General features: G+C 56.0%; 13 protein-coding genes and 1 pseudogene. 11 read left to right on the forward strand and 3 right to left on the reverse strand.

Features of this window, described 5'->3' with window-relative positions:
• Positions 1–92: 92 nt before the first annotated feature.
• From ACOTW6_RS17070 to mcrC, 6 genes are all read left to right on the forward strand, one after another.
• Entirely contained in the window at positions 93–1,964 is a 1,872-nt protein-coding gene (locus ACOTW6_RS17070) for an amidohydrolase (RefSeq protein ID WP_047052562.1), read from the forward strand.
• Entirely contained in the window at positions 1,964–2,371 is a 408-nt protein-coding gene (locus tag ACOTW6_RS17075) for a DoxX family protein (RefSeq protein WP_017383877.1), read from the forward strand. Before ACOTW6_RS17070 ends, ACOTW6_RS17075 begins: the two co-directional genes overlap by 1 nt.
• Positions 2,368–3,987 (forward strand): MFS transporter, encoded by a 1,620-nt coding sequence (locus tag ACOTW6_RS17080; RefSeq protein WP_213789084.1) that lies wholly within the window; start codon positions 2,368–2,370, stop codon positions 3,985–3,987. Before ACOTW6_RS17075 ends, ACOTW6_RS17080 begins: the two co-directional genes overlap by 4 nt.
• A gap of 30 nt (positions 3,988–4,017) precedes the next feature.
• A complete protein-coding gene (locus tag ACOTW6_RS17085) occupies positions 4,018–4,839 on the forward strand; it encodes an alpha/beta fold hydrolase (RefSeq protein WP_213789085.1) in 822 nt (273 codons plus the stop codon).
• Between the two features lie 131 nt (positions 4,840–4,970).
• Complete coding sequence (locus ACOTW6_RS17090) at positions 4,971–6,923, forward strand: AAA family ATPase (RefSeq protein WP_213789086.1); 1,953 nt, start codon at positions 4,971–4,973, stop codon at positions 6,921–6,923.
• Entirely contained in the window at positions 6,920–8,053 is a 1,134-nt protein-coding gene (gene mcrC / locus ACOTW6_RS17095; RefSeq protein ID WP_213789087.1) for a 5-methylcytosine-specific restriction endonuclease system specificity protein McrC, read from the forward strand. Before ACOTW6_RS17090 ends, mcrC begins: the two co-directional genes overlap by 4 nt.
• 40 nt (positions 8,054–8,093) lie before the next feature.
• Here the strand turns inward: mcrC and ACOTW6_RS17100 are convergent, their stop codons facing one another.
• Both ACOTW6_RS17100 and ACOTW6_RS17105 read right to left on the reverse strand, forming a co-directional pair.
• On the reverse strand, positions 8,094–9,488 hold the full coding sequence (locus ACOTW6_RS17100) for an MFS transporter (protein ID WP_213789088.1): 1,395 nt from the start codon (positions 9,486–9,488) through the stop codon (positions 8,094–8,096).
• Positions 9,489–9,533: 45 nt separating this feature from the next.
• Positions 9,534–10,622, reverse strand: a complete 1,089-nt coding sequence (locus tag ACOTW6_RS17105) for a cellulase family glycosylhydrolase (RefSeq protein WP_213789089.1) — start codon at positions 10,620–10,622, stop codon at positions 9,534–9,536.
• A 185-nt stretch (positions 10,623–10,807) separates the two neighbouring features.
• On the opposite strand from ACOTW6_RS17105, the gene ACOTW6_RS17110 reads away from it, so the two are divergent.
• From ACOTW6_RS17110 to ACOTW6_RS17120, 3 genes are all read left to right on the forward strand, one after another.
• Positions 10,808–11,818 (forward strand): LacI family DNA-binding transcriptional regulator, encoded by a 1,011-nt coding sequence (locus ACOTW6_RS17110; RefSeq protein WP_062939335.1) that lies wholly within the window; start codon positions 10,808–10,810, stop codon positions 11,816–11,818.
• A gap of 194 nt (positions 11,819–12,012) precedes the next feature.
• The gene (gene trpS, locus ACOTW6_RS17115; protein WP_213789090.1) at positions 12,013–13,017 is read left to right on the forward strand and encodes a tryptophan--tRNA ligase; all 1,005 of its coding nucleotides are present in this window, start codon (positions 12,013–12,015) and stop codon (positions 13,015–13,017) included.
• 573 nt (positions 13,018–13,590) lie between these two features.
• On the forward strand, positions 13,591–13,962 hold the full coding sequence (locus tag ACOTW6_RS17120; protein ID WP_213789094.1) for a hypothetical protein: 372 nt from the start codon (positions 13,591–13,593) through the stop codon (positions 13,960–13,962).
• 57 nt (positions 13,963–14,019) lie between these two features.
• Here the strand turns inward: ACOTW6_RS17120 and ACOTW6_RS17125 are convergent, their stop codons facing one another.
• Positions 14,020–14,487, reverse strand: a complete 468-nt coding sequence (locus ACOTW6_RS17125) for a SymE family type I addiction module toxin (RefSeq protein WP_213789091.1) — start codon at positions 14,485–14,487, stop codon at positions 14,020–14,022.
• Between the two features lie 300 nt (positions 14,488–14,787).
• Here ACOTW6_RS17125 and ACOTW6_RS17130 point away from each other — a divergent pair, with 300 nt between their 5' ends.
• Positions 14,788–15,657, forward strand: coding sequence for a phosphorothioated DNA-binding restriction endonuclease (locus ACOTW6_RS17130; protein ID WP_059295022.1), 870 nt, complete (start codon positions 14,788–14,790; stop codon positions 15,655–15,657).
• A 163-nt stretch (positions 15,658–15,820) separates the two neighbouring features.
• A pseudogene (locus ACOTW6_RS17135) lies at positions 15,821–16,543 on the forward strand (DUF6538 domain-containing protein); the annotation flags it as partial.
• Positions 16,544–16,626 lie beyond the last annotated feature (83 nt).

The following is a 16,626-nucleotide window of genomic DNA, read 5'->3' on the forward strand; positions in this document are numbered from 1 at the left end:
TACTTTGGTATACCTATCCTATTGTATAACTGGATCTTTACCGAAACCGGTTCCCATAATCCTGACCATTCCCCTCTGAGTCTGGAGCTATTATGGTTACCCTCGGTAAAGCCGATCTCATTCTGGTTAACGGCCAGTTTCACACCGTCGATCGCGAGAATCCTGTCGCGGAAGCCGTTGCCGTGCGCGACGGGAAATTTCTGGAAGTGGGTACCGTCGCCGAGGTGATGCAACACCACTGCGACGGCACTAAGGTGGTGGACTTAAAAGGCCACACCGCCATCCCCGGCCTGAACGACTCGCACCTGCACCTCATTCGCGGCGGGCTGAACTACAATCTTGAGCTGCGCTGGGAAGGCGTGCCGTCGCTCGCCGACGCCCTGCGGATGCTGAAAGAGCAGGCCCTGCGCACGCCGTCGCCCCAGTGGGTGCGCGTGGTGGGCGGCTGGAGCGAGTTCCAGTTCGCCGAGCGCCGCATGCCGACCCTCGACGAAATTAACGACGCCGCGCCGGATACGCCGGTCTTCATCCTCCACCTGTACGACCGCGCCCTGCTCAACCGCGCCGCGCTGAAGGTGGTCGGCTACACCAAAGACACGCCGAATCCGCCGGGCGGGGAGATCCAGCGCGACGCCAACGGCAACCCGACCGGGATGCTGATTGCCCGTCCGAACGCCATGATTTTGTACGCCACGCTGGCGAAAGGGCCGAAGCTGCCGCTGGAGCAGCAGGTCAACTCCACGCGCCAGTTCATGCGCGAGCTGAACCGTCTGGGGCTGACCAGCGCCATCGACGCAGGCGGCGGCTTCCAGAACTACCCGGAAGATTACGAGGTGATTGCCGAGCTGCACGAGAAAAAGCAGATGACCATCCGCATCGCCTACAACCTGTTTACCCAGCGTCCGGGCCACGAGCTGGAAGACTTTGAAAAATGGACCGACATGCTTACGCCGGGCCAGGGCAGCGACTTCTTCCGCCACAACGGCGCGGGCGAGATGCTGGTTTTCTCCGCCGCCGATTTTGAAGACTTCCTCGAGCCGCGTCCGGACCTCGCGCCGGGTATGGAAGACGAACTGGAGCGCGTGGTGCGCCATCTGGTGGAGCACCGCTGGCCGTTCCGCCTGCACGCCACTTACAACGAATCCATCAGCCGCATGCTGGACGTGTTCGAGAAGGTGAACCGTGACATTCCGTTCAACGGGCTGCACTGGTTCTTCGACCACGCCGAAACCGTGTCGCAGGCCAACATTGACCGCATCAAAGCACTCGGCGGCGGCATTGCCGTCCAGCACCGCATGGCCTTCCAGGGCGAGTACTTTGCCGAGCGCTACGGCATCGAAGCCACCCGCCACACGCCGCCGGTGGCAAAAATGCTCGAGACCGGCGTGCCGGTGGGCCTGGGAACGGACGCCACCCGCGTGGCGAGCTATAACCCATGGACCGCGCTCTACTGGCTGGTCTCCGGCCGCACCGTTGGCGGGATGCAGATGTACGATCACAGCGCCCGTCTGGATCGCGATACCGCCCTGATGCTCTGGACCCAGGGCAGCGCGTGGTTCTCCAGCGAGCAGAACCAGAAGGGGCAGATCAAAGCTGGCCAGCTCGCGGATCTGGCGGTGCTCAGCAAAGATTACTTCCGCGTGCCGGAGGAGGAGATCAAGGGCATCGAGTCCGTCCTCACCGTGGTGAACGGCGATATCGTCTATGCCGCAGGCGCTTTTGGCCCACTCGCGCCGCCCGCCATTCCGGTCCTGCCCGAGTGGTCCCCGGTGGTGAAGGTGCCGGGCCACTACCGCAGCGCGCCGCCGCAGGCCGCACGCGTGGGTATGAGTGTGGCTCACCACTGTAGCGGCCCGTGCGGGGTTCACAGCCACCAGCATGATTTCGCCCGTACGTCAGCGATGCCGGTATCCGACGATAACGCTTTCTGGGGGGCGCTGGGTTGCAGCTGCTTTGCATTCTGATGAAACAAAATGACGCTTCGCCCCGGATCGATCCGGGGCTGTTCTTTCTGCGCCTGACCGGCAGTCTGCTGCTGCTTTACGTGCACGGCCTGCCGAAGGTGCTGCACTTCAGCGAAGAGCTGACGCGCATTGAAGATCCGTTTGGTTTTGGGCCGTATGCCAGCCTGATCCCGGCGATCGTCGCCGAGGTGATCTGCCCGCTGTTTATCATTGCGGGGGTTTACACCCGCCTGGCGTGCCTGCCGATTATCGCCGTGCTGCTGGTGGCGATGCTGGCGGTTCATCCGAACTGGTCGATTGCCGAGGGGCAGTTTGGCTGGCTGCTGCTGATTATCTTCACCACCCTCGCCCTTACCGGGCCTGGCCAGTGGCGAGTGCAGCGTAAAACAACGGAGAGGTTCGCATGACCCAGGTAAACGACGTTCGCGACGCACACGTCGAGACGACGCCCACCCCTACGGTTTCACCCTGGCAGCCGCTGAGCCAGCCGGTGTTCCGCATGCTGTGGATCGCCACGGTGGTCTCTAACGTCGGCTCATGGATGAGCGACGTCGGTATCAACTGGAGCATGCTGACGCTCAGCGCCGATCCGCTGGATATCGCGCTGGTGCAGGCGGCGAGCAGCCTGCCGATGTTCCTTTTCGCCCTGCCGTCCGGGGTGATGGCGGACATCGTTGACCGACGTAAATACCTGCTCTTCTCCCAGCTGTGGGTATTCATTGCCGCCGCCGGGCTGACGCTGCTCTCTTTTACCGGACACGTCACCCCCACCGTTCTGCTGGCGGCGACGTTTCTGCTGAGCGTGGGCGCGGCCATGAGTTCGCCGCCGTTTCAGGCGATTGTCCCTGACCTGGTGAGCAAGCCCGAACTGGGTTCCGCCGTGGCGCTGAACTCGCTGGGGGTGAACATCAGCCGGGCAATTGGCCCTGCGCTGGGCGGTTTTCTGCTGTCGCTTGCCGGACCGTGGATGGTGTTTGCCCTGAACGCCCTGTCCGTGATGGGCGTGGCGTGGGTGCTGTGGCGCTGGCGTCCGGCACCGTCCGTGCAGCGTTTGCCACCGGAGCACTTCTTCTCTGCGGTGCGCTCCGGGATTCGCTACGTGCACGCCGCGCCGGTGCTGCGCAACGTGCTGGTGCGCACCGTGGCCTTTTTTGTTTTCGGCAGCGCGGGCTGGGCATTGCTGCCGCTGGTGGCGCGCCGCGAGCTGGGCTTAGGCCCGGCGGGCTATGGCGTGATGCTGGCGTGTATCGGCCTTGGCGCCATTGCCGGGGCCATCCTGCTGCCGCGTCTGCGCCAGCGGCTGAACGCCGATCGGCTGATGGTGGCCGCCAGCCTGACGTTTGCGATCACCATGCTGGCGCTGGCATTTGTACGTCACTTTTGGCTGCTAAACTTGTTTGAGTTCTTTACCGGCTTCGCGTGGATTGCGGTGCTCTCCACCCTCAACCTTGGCGCGCAGCGCAGCGCCGCACGCTGGGTAAAAGCCCGGGCGCTGGCGGTGTATCTGACGGTCTTTTTCGGTTCGATGACCGCAGGCAGCGCCGTCTGGGGCCAGATCGCCTCACAGTTCGGCACTCCGGCTTCGCTGGTGGTCGCCACGCTGGGGATGGTGCTGGCGAGCATGACGGTGTTCCGCTGGAAGCTGGAGAAAGATCCGGATTTAAATCTCGACCTGAGCGGGCAGCCGCTGGACGGGGTGGAGATTGAACTCCCGAACGAGCGTGGCCCGTTGCTGGTCTCGCATGAGTACATCATCGACCCGCAGAACGCGAAAGCGTTTTTGCAGGCCGTGCACGAGCTACGCCGGGTGCGCCGCCGCGCCGGGGCGATGAGCTGGGCGGTGTACGAAGATATTGAACGTCCGGGTCTGTTTATCGAGACCTTCCTGATGGGTTCCTGGATTGAACATCTGCGCCAGCAGGAGCGCCACACCATGAATGACCTCCTGTTGCAGAGCCGCGTTCTGGCTTTTCATCAAGGCACAACATCACCGGCAATTCGTTATCTGGTCGCGCCGGTCTGAACATAACAATCACCTGTAGAGGAACACACTATGGCAACGTTTAAGGCAAAAGATGGTACGCAGATTTATTACAAAGACTGCGGCGCGGGCAAACCGGTTCTCTTCAGCCACGGCTGGCCGCTGGACGGGGATATGTGGGACAGCCAGCTGAACTTCCTGGCCGAGCGCGGCTACCGCACCATCGCCTTTGACCGTCGCGGGTTTGGGCGTTCGGATCAGCCGTGGAACGGCTATGACTACGATACCTTTGCATCCGACATTAACGACCTGATCACCACGCTGGATCTGCGCGATGTGACGCTGGTGGGCTTCTCCATGGGCGGCGGCGACGTGACGCGTTACATCAACAACTACGGCAGCGAACGCGTGGCCGGTCTTGCCCTGCTGGGCGCGGTAACGCCCATTTTCGGCAAATCCGAAAGCTACCCGGAAGGGGTCGATCAGAGCGTGTTCAGCGGGATTCGTGACGGACTGCGTAAAGATCGCGCCCAGTTCATCAGCGACTTCGCCACCCCATTCTACGGCACCAACGCCGGGCAGACCGTTTCTGCCGGTGCCCTGACGCAGACGCTGAACATCGCCCTGCTGGCGTCCCTGAAGGGCACCATTGATTGCGTAACCGCCTTCGCCGAGACCGATTTCCGCCCGGATATGGCGAAAATCGACGTGCCGACGCTGGTGATCCACGGCAGCAACGACCAGGTCGTGCCGTTTGAAACGACCGGCAAGCTGGCGGCAGAGATGATCAAAAACGCCACGCTGAAAGTGTACGACAACGCGCCGCACGGCTTCGCGCTGACCCACCAGGATCAGCTCAACGAAGATCTGCTGGCGTTTGTGAAGTCGATGTAACATCGACCAGGGGCATGTTGATCCGGCATGCCCTTATAGATCACTGTTTTAGGTAGTTATTCACTCAGGCTTGCAATCCCGTAAAATTCATTCGCCAGGTTACTGAAGCCTGTAATTTTACTGGAGAGCATATGGACGCAGTTGAGCAAGACGTCAGATTCGAATGGGCAGACTTTTATCAGGCTTTTGCCTCTCAGCTACTGACCTGGCGAAATCGAAGAGAGGAGTTGGTGGCGGGTATTCACCGCATTGCTGCTGAGATTGGTAGTATGTCACACCTACAGGACAAGCCCGCTAATGGCGTCCCCCATCCTTTGAAAGACATTTGTCCTTTCACCACTATGGGCTTGTTTAATCGCTCGCTTACCGTTACCAACCGAAGAAATATCGCAGCCAGCCTGGCAAAACTGATAGGCGTACGCGAAAAGGTTCCTGAATCGTTCGACGGTATTCCGCTACTGAACAATCAGAAATCATGGTTCTTTGGCTATGAGAAATCACGTAAGCCTGAAGACATCGATACGCTGTGGGAAATGTTTTCTCAGGCAATCTCCTTCGCCGACACCCCAAACGCCGATCCCGCTGACTTCCTCTTTTCTTATGACGCCGCATCTAACGTGCGCAATGTGGGCTGGAACCTGACAATGGGATTGTACTGGCTACGCCCCTGGTTCTACCCTACGCTGGATAGCCAGTCTCAGTACTACATCCAGAAAGTCCTGAACATTAAAATCATTAAAAAAGGTGCCAAAGGGCGCTGTAGCGGACACAACTATCAGACCGTAGCCCTGGCGCTCAAAAAGGCTTTTACCCAGCCAAACTATCCGGTTCACTCCTTCCCTGAACTCTCTCTGGCGGCATGGAATATTGATTTGCAACAGTCAAATGATGAAGTCGAGCGGCTGACATGGAAAGCGTATTTGCTCAATAAGATCAAGGTGCTGTGCCTACGAAAAGACAGCCCCTTTTTCTCTTTGAGGGAGTTAAAAGAGGCCTATCTGGATGAGATTAAGGCGGATTATCCCAATAACAATACTATTGAATCATCCATTTCATATTATCTGCAAAAACTACGTGACGATGATGAACTGGAGTTTCAGACCCCCGGCAATTATGAATACCTCAACTTCGATAAAGGTGAATTGCAGAGCATCACCGAGGAAACGGTTGAAGAGAACGTGCCCGCAGAAATCCCCCACAAGCCTTACGCGATAAGCAATTTGATCGATGAGGGCTGCTTTTTAGAAGAGGAAAAAATCCAATTCATCCTTCAGCGGTTACAGGCCAAAAAAAACCTGATCCTTCAGGGCCCGCCGGGAACCGGTAAAACCTGGCTTGCGCGCCGTCTGGCGTATTGTCTGATGGGCGAGGAAACCTCTAAGCGCATCAGCGCGGTGCAGTTCCACCCTACCCTCTCCTACGAAGACTTTATTCGCGGCTGGCGTCCTAACAATGAAGGACGTTTAGCACTGGTAGACGGGCCTTTTCTCCATGCAATCGACAAAGCAGTAAACGATCCGACAACTAAGTACGTGGTCATTATTGAGGAGATTAACCGGGGCAATCCTGCGCAAATTTTTGGCGAAACGCTGACGCTGATGGAGGCGGATAAACGTACGCCGAACGAGGCGCTTGAGCTCTCATATCGATCTGATATGGATGAAAAAACCTACATTCCTGAAAACCTGTATATCATCGGGACGATGAATATCGCTGACCGCTCGCTTGCCCTGCTAGACCTGGCATTACGGCGCCGCTTTGCGTTTATTGATCTAAAGCCCGAGTTTAACGACGCGTGGAAAAAATGGGTTAACCAACGGTTTAATGTGAGCCTGGAAACATTAGCCTTTATCGAATCCAAATTCACCGCGTTAAATGAAAAATTGTCCAGGGATGCGGCCCTGGGACCTCAATTTTGTATCGGGCATAGCTATGTTACCCCACCTGCGGGGTTGAAAATTGACGACGGGATGGCCTGGTACGAGCAGATTGTCGAAACCGAAATCTGCCCTTTACTTGCCGAATACTGGTTTGATGCGCCGGAGAAAGTCCAGGATTCCAGAAAGGAACTTCTCAGCGTATGACCGATCTTGCTGAACGTGACGATACGCAGGCTCGGGCAGCTGTATCGCGTATTCCTTTGCGGAATATCTGGCTATTGATGCTGTACGCCTCCAGTCTGTTTCGCCACCACGGGCGCAGCATGGTTGCCGCTGAAAACAACCCGGAGGAGATCCCGGCGCTGGTGGCCAGGATCCTGCTTCACGAAGTGGAGCAGCGGCTGTTAAGGCATTTAAGTATGGGATACCAAACTCGCCGCGCCACGCTTAACAGGGTAAGGGGACGCATTGATGTTCTGCGCACAACCAGTCGACAATTGCTTGAGCGGGCACAGGTAGCCTGCCAGTTTCAGGAAATGACGCTGGACACACCACGAAATCGCTATGTTCGCTCTGCGTTAGAGCACCTTGTTCCGCTGCTCAGCAACGGCCCGCTGGCTGCGCAATGTCGCGCAATGGCAATCAATTTGCGTCGTCGTGGTATTGAGGGGGGTATGCCCAGTAAAGGTGAACTGCCGTCAATCACACGTTTTGGCCGCCACGATGCGGCGGATAAAGCCATGGTCGATGCCGCGAAGCTGGCATTTGAATTATGGCTACCAACCCAAACTGCGGGGCATAAACTGTTGCCAACGCCGTCTGATGATCCTTACTGGATGCGCAAGCTGTTCGAGAAAAGTATGGCGGGTTTCTATCACTTCCATCTTCCCAAAAAAGACTGGACAGTCGCTGCCGGAAAAGAGTTGAAATGGGGATTAACGTCTCAAAGTACAGGGAGCGAAAGTATTTTCCCAACCATGAACTCAGACATTATTCTTGAGCACAAGCAACCTGCACAGCGCGTCATCATCGACACCAAATTCAATAACATTCTGACTAAAGGCTGGTATCGCGATAAGAGCTTGCGCAGCGGTTATATCTACCAGATTTATACCTATCTGCGAACGCAGGAGAACCGAACAGACCCATTATCTCTCCGTTCAGCTGGATTATTACTTCATCCAGCCGTCGATGTAATGCTCTACGAATTCGTTGAGGTACAGGGGCATAAAATCCACTTTGCCACCGTAGATTTAGCAGCAGATGCCGTCACAATCGCTCAGCAATTATTGAAATTAGCGCGTGATTGCTGTGGGATAACTGACGTGAATTAAGTTCTGAAGTGGACGCCTGCATGACAGGCGCCCATTTATCTTAGTTCGCCGGAGCCGGATGCTCCAGCCGCTCATTCTCTGCACGGCTATTTTCTACATGATGCCGACGCTCCGCCAGCAGCCGACAAATCTCCGCGTGCTTCTCCTCGGTAAAGGTAAAGCGCGACATAAAGCCCATGCGGATCAGCGACCCAATCGCCGGCAGCAGGCAAATCCCGAAGAACAGCCCCGCCAGCACGCTGTCGCTCTGTGACTGTGCCTGCGGCACATAGTCGATCATTGTCAGAAACACGCCGATGAGCCCGCCGCCCACCGCCACCGACATCTTGCCGGTAAAGGTCTGCCCGGAGAAGGTGATCGCCGCGCAGCGCTTGTGGGTGTGATACTCCGCGTACTCGATGGTGTCGGCAATCATCGACGAGGTGAGAATGTTGGTCATCATCACGAACAGCGTGCTCAGGCCGAGCAGGATAAACAGCAGCGCCGTGTGCTGATAGCCCGTGAACCACATCACCACGCGCACCGCCACGTCCAGCCCGCAGAGGATCATAAACAACTTCCGCTTCTGCATCCGGCGGGTCAGCAGCGGGGCGACCAGGCACAGCACCGCCGCCACTATCCCCATCACGCCAATTGCCATTTGCAGGCTGCCGTCGCCCATGTTGTTGATAAAGAAGTAGATATAGAGACCGCCCGCCACGTTATGGAACACGCAGAAAAAGAACGATAGCAGGACAATAAACAGCGGCTTGTTCTGGCGCAGGTTGTGGAAGGTGTCGCGCATCGTCACCTTTTCCGGGCTCGGCGGCACGCGCTCTTTGATCTGCATAAAGCCGTTGAGCATCAGCGGCAGGCCCACCAGCATCATCACCAGCGCCGCCATAAAGTAGCCTTTATCGTTGCTGTACTGGGCAAAGAACGCCGCCAGCTTCGGGAAGAAGATGTTGGCGCAGGCAATCCCCGCGTTGACCCCGAGCATCGCCGCCGTCACCGCGCGGGTGCGCTGGCCGGAGTCGTTGGTCATCACCGATGACATCGACCAAAACGGGATATCGGAGATGGCGTACAGCGTCCCCCACAGGATATACGTCACCCCGGCGTAGAGGATTTTGGTGGTCATGTCCGCTTCGATTTTATAGAACGCCAGCAGGGTGACCCCGGTTATCAGCAGCGGGGCGATCAGTAAAAAGTGGCGAAACTTACCGAACCGGCTGTTAATGGTGTCCATAATGCTGGCAAACAGCGGATCGTGAACCGCATCCCACGCACGGGCAATCAGGAAGATGGTACTTGCCGCCAGCGCCGAGATCCCCAGCACGTCGGTGTAAAAATAGTTAATAAACGAACCCACTAAACCAAAGCTAAAACACTGACCTAAACCATAGCCAAAGTAAGACCACAACTCGCGAGACGGTATTTTCATTGTCATTGCCATAGTGCGTACCTGGTTGCCCGGCGACAGCGCGCCGGGTCATTATTATTAGCCCTGCGGATTCGGGGCGATTTTGCGCAGCTTCTTCATCAGCGCGATTTCAGCGCGTGAGAACGGGATACCGTTCTCCTCAAACACGTCGTGGAACCACAGGCGGCAGTAGTCCTTGGACTCCTTCATCACTACCGGCCACGGCAGCCAGGTCTGGGTTTTGCCGCGCACCAGCCCCCACTGATACGGCGCGACCTTCGCCATGTACATCAGCGGGAGCTGCTCTTCGATGGTGCCGCCCACGTGACGCGCCAGCCATTCGGTGCAGAAGATTGGGCGGCCCAGCGCCTGAAGCTGCTGGATAATCGCCGTCATGCGCCCGGTATTGGTATAGGCGTGGTAGCTCACCACATCTGACAGCGCCAGCGCGGTCTGGTCCAGCGGGTGCTGGTAAAACGTCTCGCCCTCTTCTTCCGCCGGCAGACGCCACGCGCAGACGGTGAGCGGCTGGGTCGGGTCTTCCTCACGCACCCAGCGGAACGCCAGCTTCATCAGCTCATGCGCGCAGGTTTCCAGCTTCTCGTCGTACAACACCTCCTCCGTGCCCGTCGCGAAAATGCCGCGGTTGCCCGGCTCGTTGTAGAGATCCCAGAGCAATACGCGCTTATCCTCGCGGAACTGGCGCACAACGTCGCGTATATAGCGCTCAATCTGTGGCCAGCAGTCGCGATCGCACACCTTATCGCGCCCCGGGCTCGCTGCCGCCTGGCTGTTGTGCTTGCCCGGTACGGGCGGCTTTTGCGGGCCGAGGTACGGCTCGTCGCCGGAGAAGCCGCAGTCGTCCATCAGGGTCAGCATGGTGCTGAACCCGTGGCCGTCGGCAATCGTCAAAAAGCGGTCGATGCGCGTCATCAGCCCGTCGCGGTCGTGCTCCCAGACGATGAACGGCAGGTTGATGCGCAGGGTGTTATAGCCTGCGTCCGCCGCCCAGCCCAGCTCGCGTTCGATGGTGTCGGCATCGAACGTTTCCTCCTGCCAGATATCGGTCCAGTTCACCGCCGTCGACGGCAGATAGTTAAACCCGCACAGCCAGCCTTTTTGCTGATACCACACCTGTGCCTGCTCCCTGCTCCACTGCTCTTTCATTACGCATCCTCTTACTGATAATATTTAGCTAATAAATATTAGTTGCAGGATAAATGCGCAAATCGCGGCGCTCAAAAAAGCGACGCCTCTCACAAAGTTCACGCTTCGATGGATGAGAAACGTGATCGACGGCGCGGAAGCGCGCGGTTAGGGTATGATGCAAATTCGCGAAAGGGAGAGGACGGATGAAGCGAAAAACAAAAGTGACGATGAACGATATTGCGCGGGCGGCGGGGGTGTCGCAGGCGACGGTATCGCTGGTGCTTAACCAGTCCCGCAACATCAAGCTCAGCGACGACACCCGTCAGCGGGTGATCAACGTCGCCACCGAACTCGGCTATGACCGCCTCCCCGCCGTTCACGCTCCGCGCAACCAGGAGGAGATCGCCCTGCTGGTCAGCTCGTTGCAGAGCTTCGACCCGTTTATCGACGCCATCAGCCAGGCGCGGGAAGCGGCGTGGCGCAACGAGACCCTGCTCACCGTCTACGACTACGGCGACGACGTGGAGCTGGCCCTGAACATCATCCGCCAGCTGGACAAGCGCAACTGCATCGGGATTATCCTTGCCTCTCCGGTCACGAACGTCGTCGATATGACGGCATTCCAGGACTGCACCCGCATCCCGCTGGTGCTGCTCAACCAGCGCGACCCCGGCTCGCCGCTGCTACCGTCGTTTATTCCGGACGACTATGCCAACGCTTTCCAGGTCACTAAACACCTCATCGCCTGCGGCGCCAGCCGTATCGCCCACATCACCGGCGAGAGCTGGATGGAGGCCTCGCGCCAGCGTCTGGCGGGCTACCAGGCGGCGTTACAGCAGGCTGGACTCGCGTGCGACGACGGCCTGGTGCGCCAGACCAACTGGCAGTTCAGCGAGTCCTTTACCGCGACGGCTTCCCTGCTGGAACTGGCCGAGCGCCCGGACGCCATCTTCTGCGCCAGCGACTGGCTGGCGATTGGCTGCTATCAGGCGCTGGCGGTGAACGGCGTGCGCATTCCGCAGGACATGCTGCTGGCGGGCTACGACGACCAGAAGATTTCCGAGCAGCTCACCCCGCCGCTAACCAGCATCCAGTTGCCTTACAGCGAGCTGGGACGGCTGGCGGTGGAGTACCTGTGCAATCAGGAAGATGCCGCCACGCACGTGACGCTGGCGGGCAGGCTGAAGGTACGCGCCTCAAGCAGCGGCGCCTGAGCCGCTTTACCCCTGCGTTGTTGCATGATAGGTTAATTCGATGAACACACGCTCCGCCGCACTCACCATTAAACGCTGGTGGCTGCCTTCTTAAAGGCGGCCCGGAGTTGTTTTCCCCATTTTCAGAGAGCCGCCGAAAGGCGGCTTTCACACATCCAGGACCCCTTTCGGCAATTGCACATTAAGGAGTCTTTATGAACGCACCAACCATCCTCACCGGCGATCGTCCAACCGGCCCGCTGCACCTCGGTCATTTCGTCGGATCGCTGCGCCAGCGCGTGGCGCTTCAGCAGACGCACAACCAGTTTGTGCTGATTGCTGACCTTCAGGGGCTAACCGACAACGGCAGCAACCCGCAAAAAATTCGCGACAACATCCCCGAAGTGCTGGCCGACTACCTCGCCGCGGGCATTGACCCGAACCAGACCACGATCTGCCTGCAATCCGCCCTGCCCGCCCTTGCAGAGCTGACGATGCTGTATATGAACATCGTCACCGTCGCCCGCGTGGAGCGTAACCCGACGGTGAAAAACGAGATTGTGCAGAAAGGCTTCGCCCGCTCGCTGCCGGTCGGGTTTATGGCCTACCCCATCAGCCAGGCGGCGGACATCACCGCGTTCAAGGCCGAGTGCGTGCCCGTCGGCGACGACCAGCTGCCGATGATTGAGCAGACCAACGAGATTGTGCACAAGATGAACAGCCTGCTGCCCGCCCCGGTGCTGCGCCACTGCAAGGCGATGCTGAGCGACACCAGCCGCCTGCCCGGCATCGACGGCGGTGCCAAGATGTCGAAATCGCTGGGCAACACGCTGCACCTTTCGGCCAGCGAAGAGACGATTCATCGTGCGGTCAGCGCCATGTACACCGACCCGCACCACCTGAAGGTGAGCGACCCGGGGCAGATTGAGGGGAACGTGGTGTTTACGTACCTCGACGCGTTTCATCCGGACAAGGAGAAAGTGGCGGCGATGAAGGCGCATTATCAGGCGGGCGGGCTGGGCGACAGGGTGTGTAAGAACGAGCTGGAGGCGTGTTTGCAGGAGCTGATTGCGCCGATGCGGGAGCGGAGGGCGATGTACATGCAGGACAAGGGAGAGTTGATGGCGATGCTGAAGCGCGGGACGGAACGGGCGCAGGGGGTGACGCAGGAGACGTTGAGGGAGGTGAAGGTTGGGCTGGGGGTGCCGGTGTTTAGTTAAGGTAGGTTTAGCGGTGGAGTGCGTGGGATTGGCATGAAGCCGCTAACTTGATTATTACGGAAATCAGCGAGGCGCAAAAATTCTTAAATGCATTATTAGCTATTGTTGTTTGTCATTCTGTTAAGAGCGCTATATTCATAGATTCTTTATATTTTAAACGTCGCGGCAACTGCTATGAGTAAGTTTATTATTTCCATGCTGAATACGTTACTTTGTGTTTTTGTGATTGTGTTATGCCTCATATGCGTGGGCGTCACTGATAACTGGAAAGAATGCACTATAGCTATAATCATCACTTTAGGATGCGCACATTTCATTGCCGTTTTACTAAATCGTGTATTGCCTCATAAGTTATCTATCTTAGAAGGAATACTGGAATTATTGGGAGGACCACTATTAGTTATAGGCACAATTGTGTGCTTTGATGTATTCGAACCCTGGCCGTTAAAAATCATTGGTATGTTTGCGTGGATTGTTTTGATTTTCTTTGGACCTTCAATAATAAGTCCCAGGCGTTAACTCGATCTACTGATGAATGTCTACGTCATTTCTGTACCAAAGGAATTCAACATAATGCAACCCACTCTTTCGCAGGTCATTGAGGTTGTGCGTCAGTCCTCTGGACATCATCGCAAGCGCATTGATGAGAACACCCTAATCGAAGCCGACCTCGATATATGCGGCATGGATGGCGATGCCTTGATAGAAGACTGCGAGGAAGCGTTTGGCGTTACGCTCGTCACTGAAGAAGATGGCTATGAGAAAACTTTTTCCCTCGCTGAAAACGAGTTTCTTTTTAGCACTGAGGGCATAGATTACTTTGGTATCTGCCGCTTGATTCGCAGGATACGTGGCATTCCTGAACCGGTGATACGCGATTTAACCGTTGGCGAACTCCATGCTGTGCTGGTAAAGGCTGTGAAAGAACAAATACATCATGATTGAGTTACTTTAGCGTAGTGCGGGCATGTCCTCACATGCCCGTGCAGGCTGGCTTGAAGTTTAAACAGCCTGCCCACTCCCACGCTTAATCACCGGAACATCACCCGTATCATTCAGCGCACCCGGAAACGTCTTCAGCCACTGCGCGACTTTCTGTTTATTGATATTCACCACACTCATACCTTCCAGACATCCCCATAATTCTCTTGTATGCTGCGGCGTAATCACAATGCAGTCTTTCATGGCGCGGATTTTTACCGGCATACCGTTGATAAAGCCTGCACGGGTTAACCAGTCACCGCCCAGCAGAAGATATTTCATGTCAATGCGGGCATAGAGTTCGCAGCAGGCGGCACTGTCCTGCGGCGTTTCCGCGCGAGGATGGACGGGCGCCGCGTTGGTCTGGTTGCCGTGAAGACGGCGGGCGCTGTTTTTGCGTACCAGCTCGCGGTTTTCAATCATGCCGGTGAAAGCATCTGATTCTGTTTTGCAAACAGTAAACTCTGGCTTAAAATTCGTCGCAGCCATTTTCAACTCCTTTTCAGTTGTTGGTGGTTAGCGGTATGGGGGTGTTGCAGCACCTTCATATCGCGAATTCTTCTTTAAATATTCCTTGATACTTCCTTTGCCGTTCGGCGTAATTTCTGGTGACTATTATACAGGGCTGAATATAAACACAGCGGTTTTGGGTGGGGTAAATTTGGAATTTGCGAGGGGGATTCAGGAAATAGGGTTGTGTGCGGTAAGGTCATGTTTTTGCTGATTGTGGGTTGATTGGTCTGAGTTTTGCGAGCATCATCGCAATTATTTACCTTCTTCCGTAACGCGATGGCTTCCAGCAAAACTCTCGAACAGGCAATTGCCGACATCACTATCTGGCGCAAAGGCGAACAGCGTGCGCCGCATAAGCCTTTATTGCTTCTGTACGTGCTGGCGAACTATCAACAGGGGCATGCGAGACTGTTTGATTATGGTACCGAGGTCCATGAGCAGCTACTTAGCCTGTTAGAACGCTTTGGCCCACAGCGGAAGGCGCATTATCCGAATATGCCTTTCTGGAGGCTCAAAGGGGATGGGTTTTGGGATCTTCAAAATACTGAGTTCTGTTCAACCACGGGTAGCAAACAGCCACCAGTAAAAGAACTTGTGAAACATAACGTAGCAGGCGGGTTTGATGAAGAACACTTTGCGTTGCTGAATAAGAACAAAAATCTGATTGGCTCGCTGGCGCAGCAGATCCTTGAAGCGCACTTTCCTGAAAGCATTCAGGAAGAGATCGCGGATGAAATGGGCTTTGATATCCAGCAGATCCGTAAGGTACGCGATCCGCTTTTCCGCCAGCAAGTGTTGCGTGCGTATAACTACGAGTGCGCAATTTGCGGATTCAATATGCGGCATGATAACGCCTCCGTTGGACTTGAAGCCGCGCATATCAAGTGGAAGCAGTTTGGCGGGCCGTGCGAGATCCCGAACGGACTAGCGCTGTGCGCAATTCATCATAAAGCGTTTGATAAGGGTTCGATTGGACTGGATGAGAGTATGAGGATGCTGGTATCTGAGGCGGTGAATGGGGGCGGGATTGTTGGACGGCTTTTCTGGGATTTTGCCGGGAAGCAGATTGCGTTGCCAATGGTGAAAGGGAATTATCCAAGAGAGGGGTTTGTGGAGTGGCATCGTAGGGAGGTGTTTAGAGGATGAGTGCGAAGGCCGGACTCGAACCGGCACGTATTTCTACGGTCGTTCGCTTGTCTTACAAGCTCCTGTAATCCTTTGAATCAACTGGAAAAACAGGTAAAGACTTCGACATTTCACACTATTCAAAATCATGTGCAAAAGCCCTGACAAAATAGCTGGGGTGAACATGATTTACAAGCGAGATCGTTACTTAGTTTTAGATCCATGCGGAAACTATCTGGTGAGGATCGCCATACCAAAGTACATGCGTCATCTGTTCGGAGGAAGACATAACTATGTGAAGAGCACAGGCACACGCGATGTGCGCGAAGCCCGTCTCTTTCGTGATGCGGTTGCTCTGGAGTGGTTTAAGATTCGTAACCTGATAAAGCCACAGCGTGATCGAGGCTCGAAGGTAGAGCAAATCCTCAATGAACTACGTCAAGTTGGTACGTATGCACATGCAGCACCGGAGCCATTAAGCGCCCCTGTAATGAGTTGCCCTTCCCTCTTGAGGATGCGGGATCAATACATTCTCCAGTTCAGCGAGAAGCGCAAACTCACCACGCTATCAAAGACAAACAAGGCTGTAGAAGTGCTCTTAGAACATCTGAAAAAGCGCGATGTTCAGCTTCGTGACATTAACCGGACCACCGTTACAGGTTGGCTTGATAAGCTCAAGACGGAGAAAGCACCACAGACCATACAAAACTATGTCAGCGCACTGGCTCAAATCTGGGATCTGGCTCGTAACAGATATCACGATGCACCACAGGAAAACATCTGGCGCGGTCATGCGCTGGAGGCCAAAAGTAGCAAGGTGAGCTATGAGGTGTTTGAGCCTGGAGAATTGGCGAAAGTATTCGCTGTGATGGCAGATGATGAAGTGAAGTGGTCAACAAAAACTGGCCACCGCGTTAGAGTTTTTCCAGTATCGGTTTTCTGATTCGTTTGGCGTTAACCCACCATTATATTCGTGCGGTCTTAGTGCGC

Source organism: Enterobacter cloacae complex sp. IR5403, from assembly GCF_049238705.1.
GTDB classification, from domain to species: Bacteria; Pseudomonadota; Gammaproteobacteria; order Enterobacterales; family Enterobacteriaceae; genus Enterobacter; species Enterobacter hormaechei_C.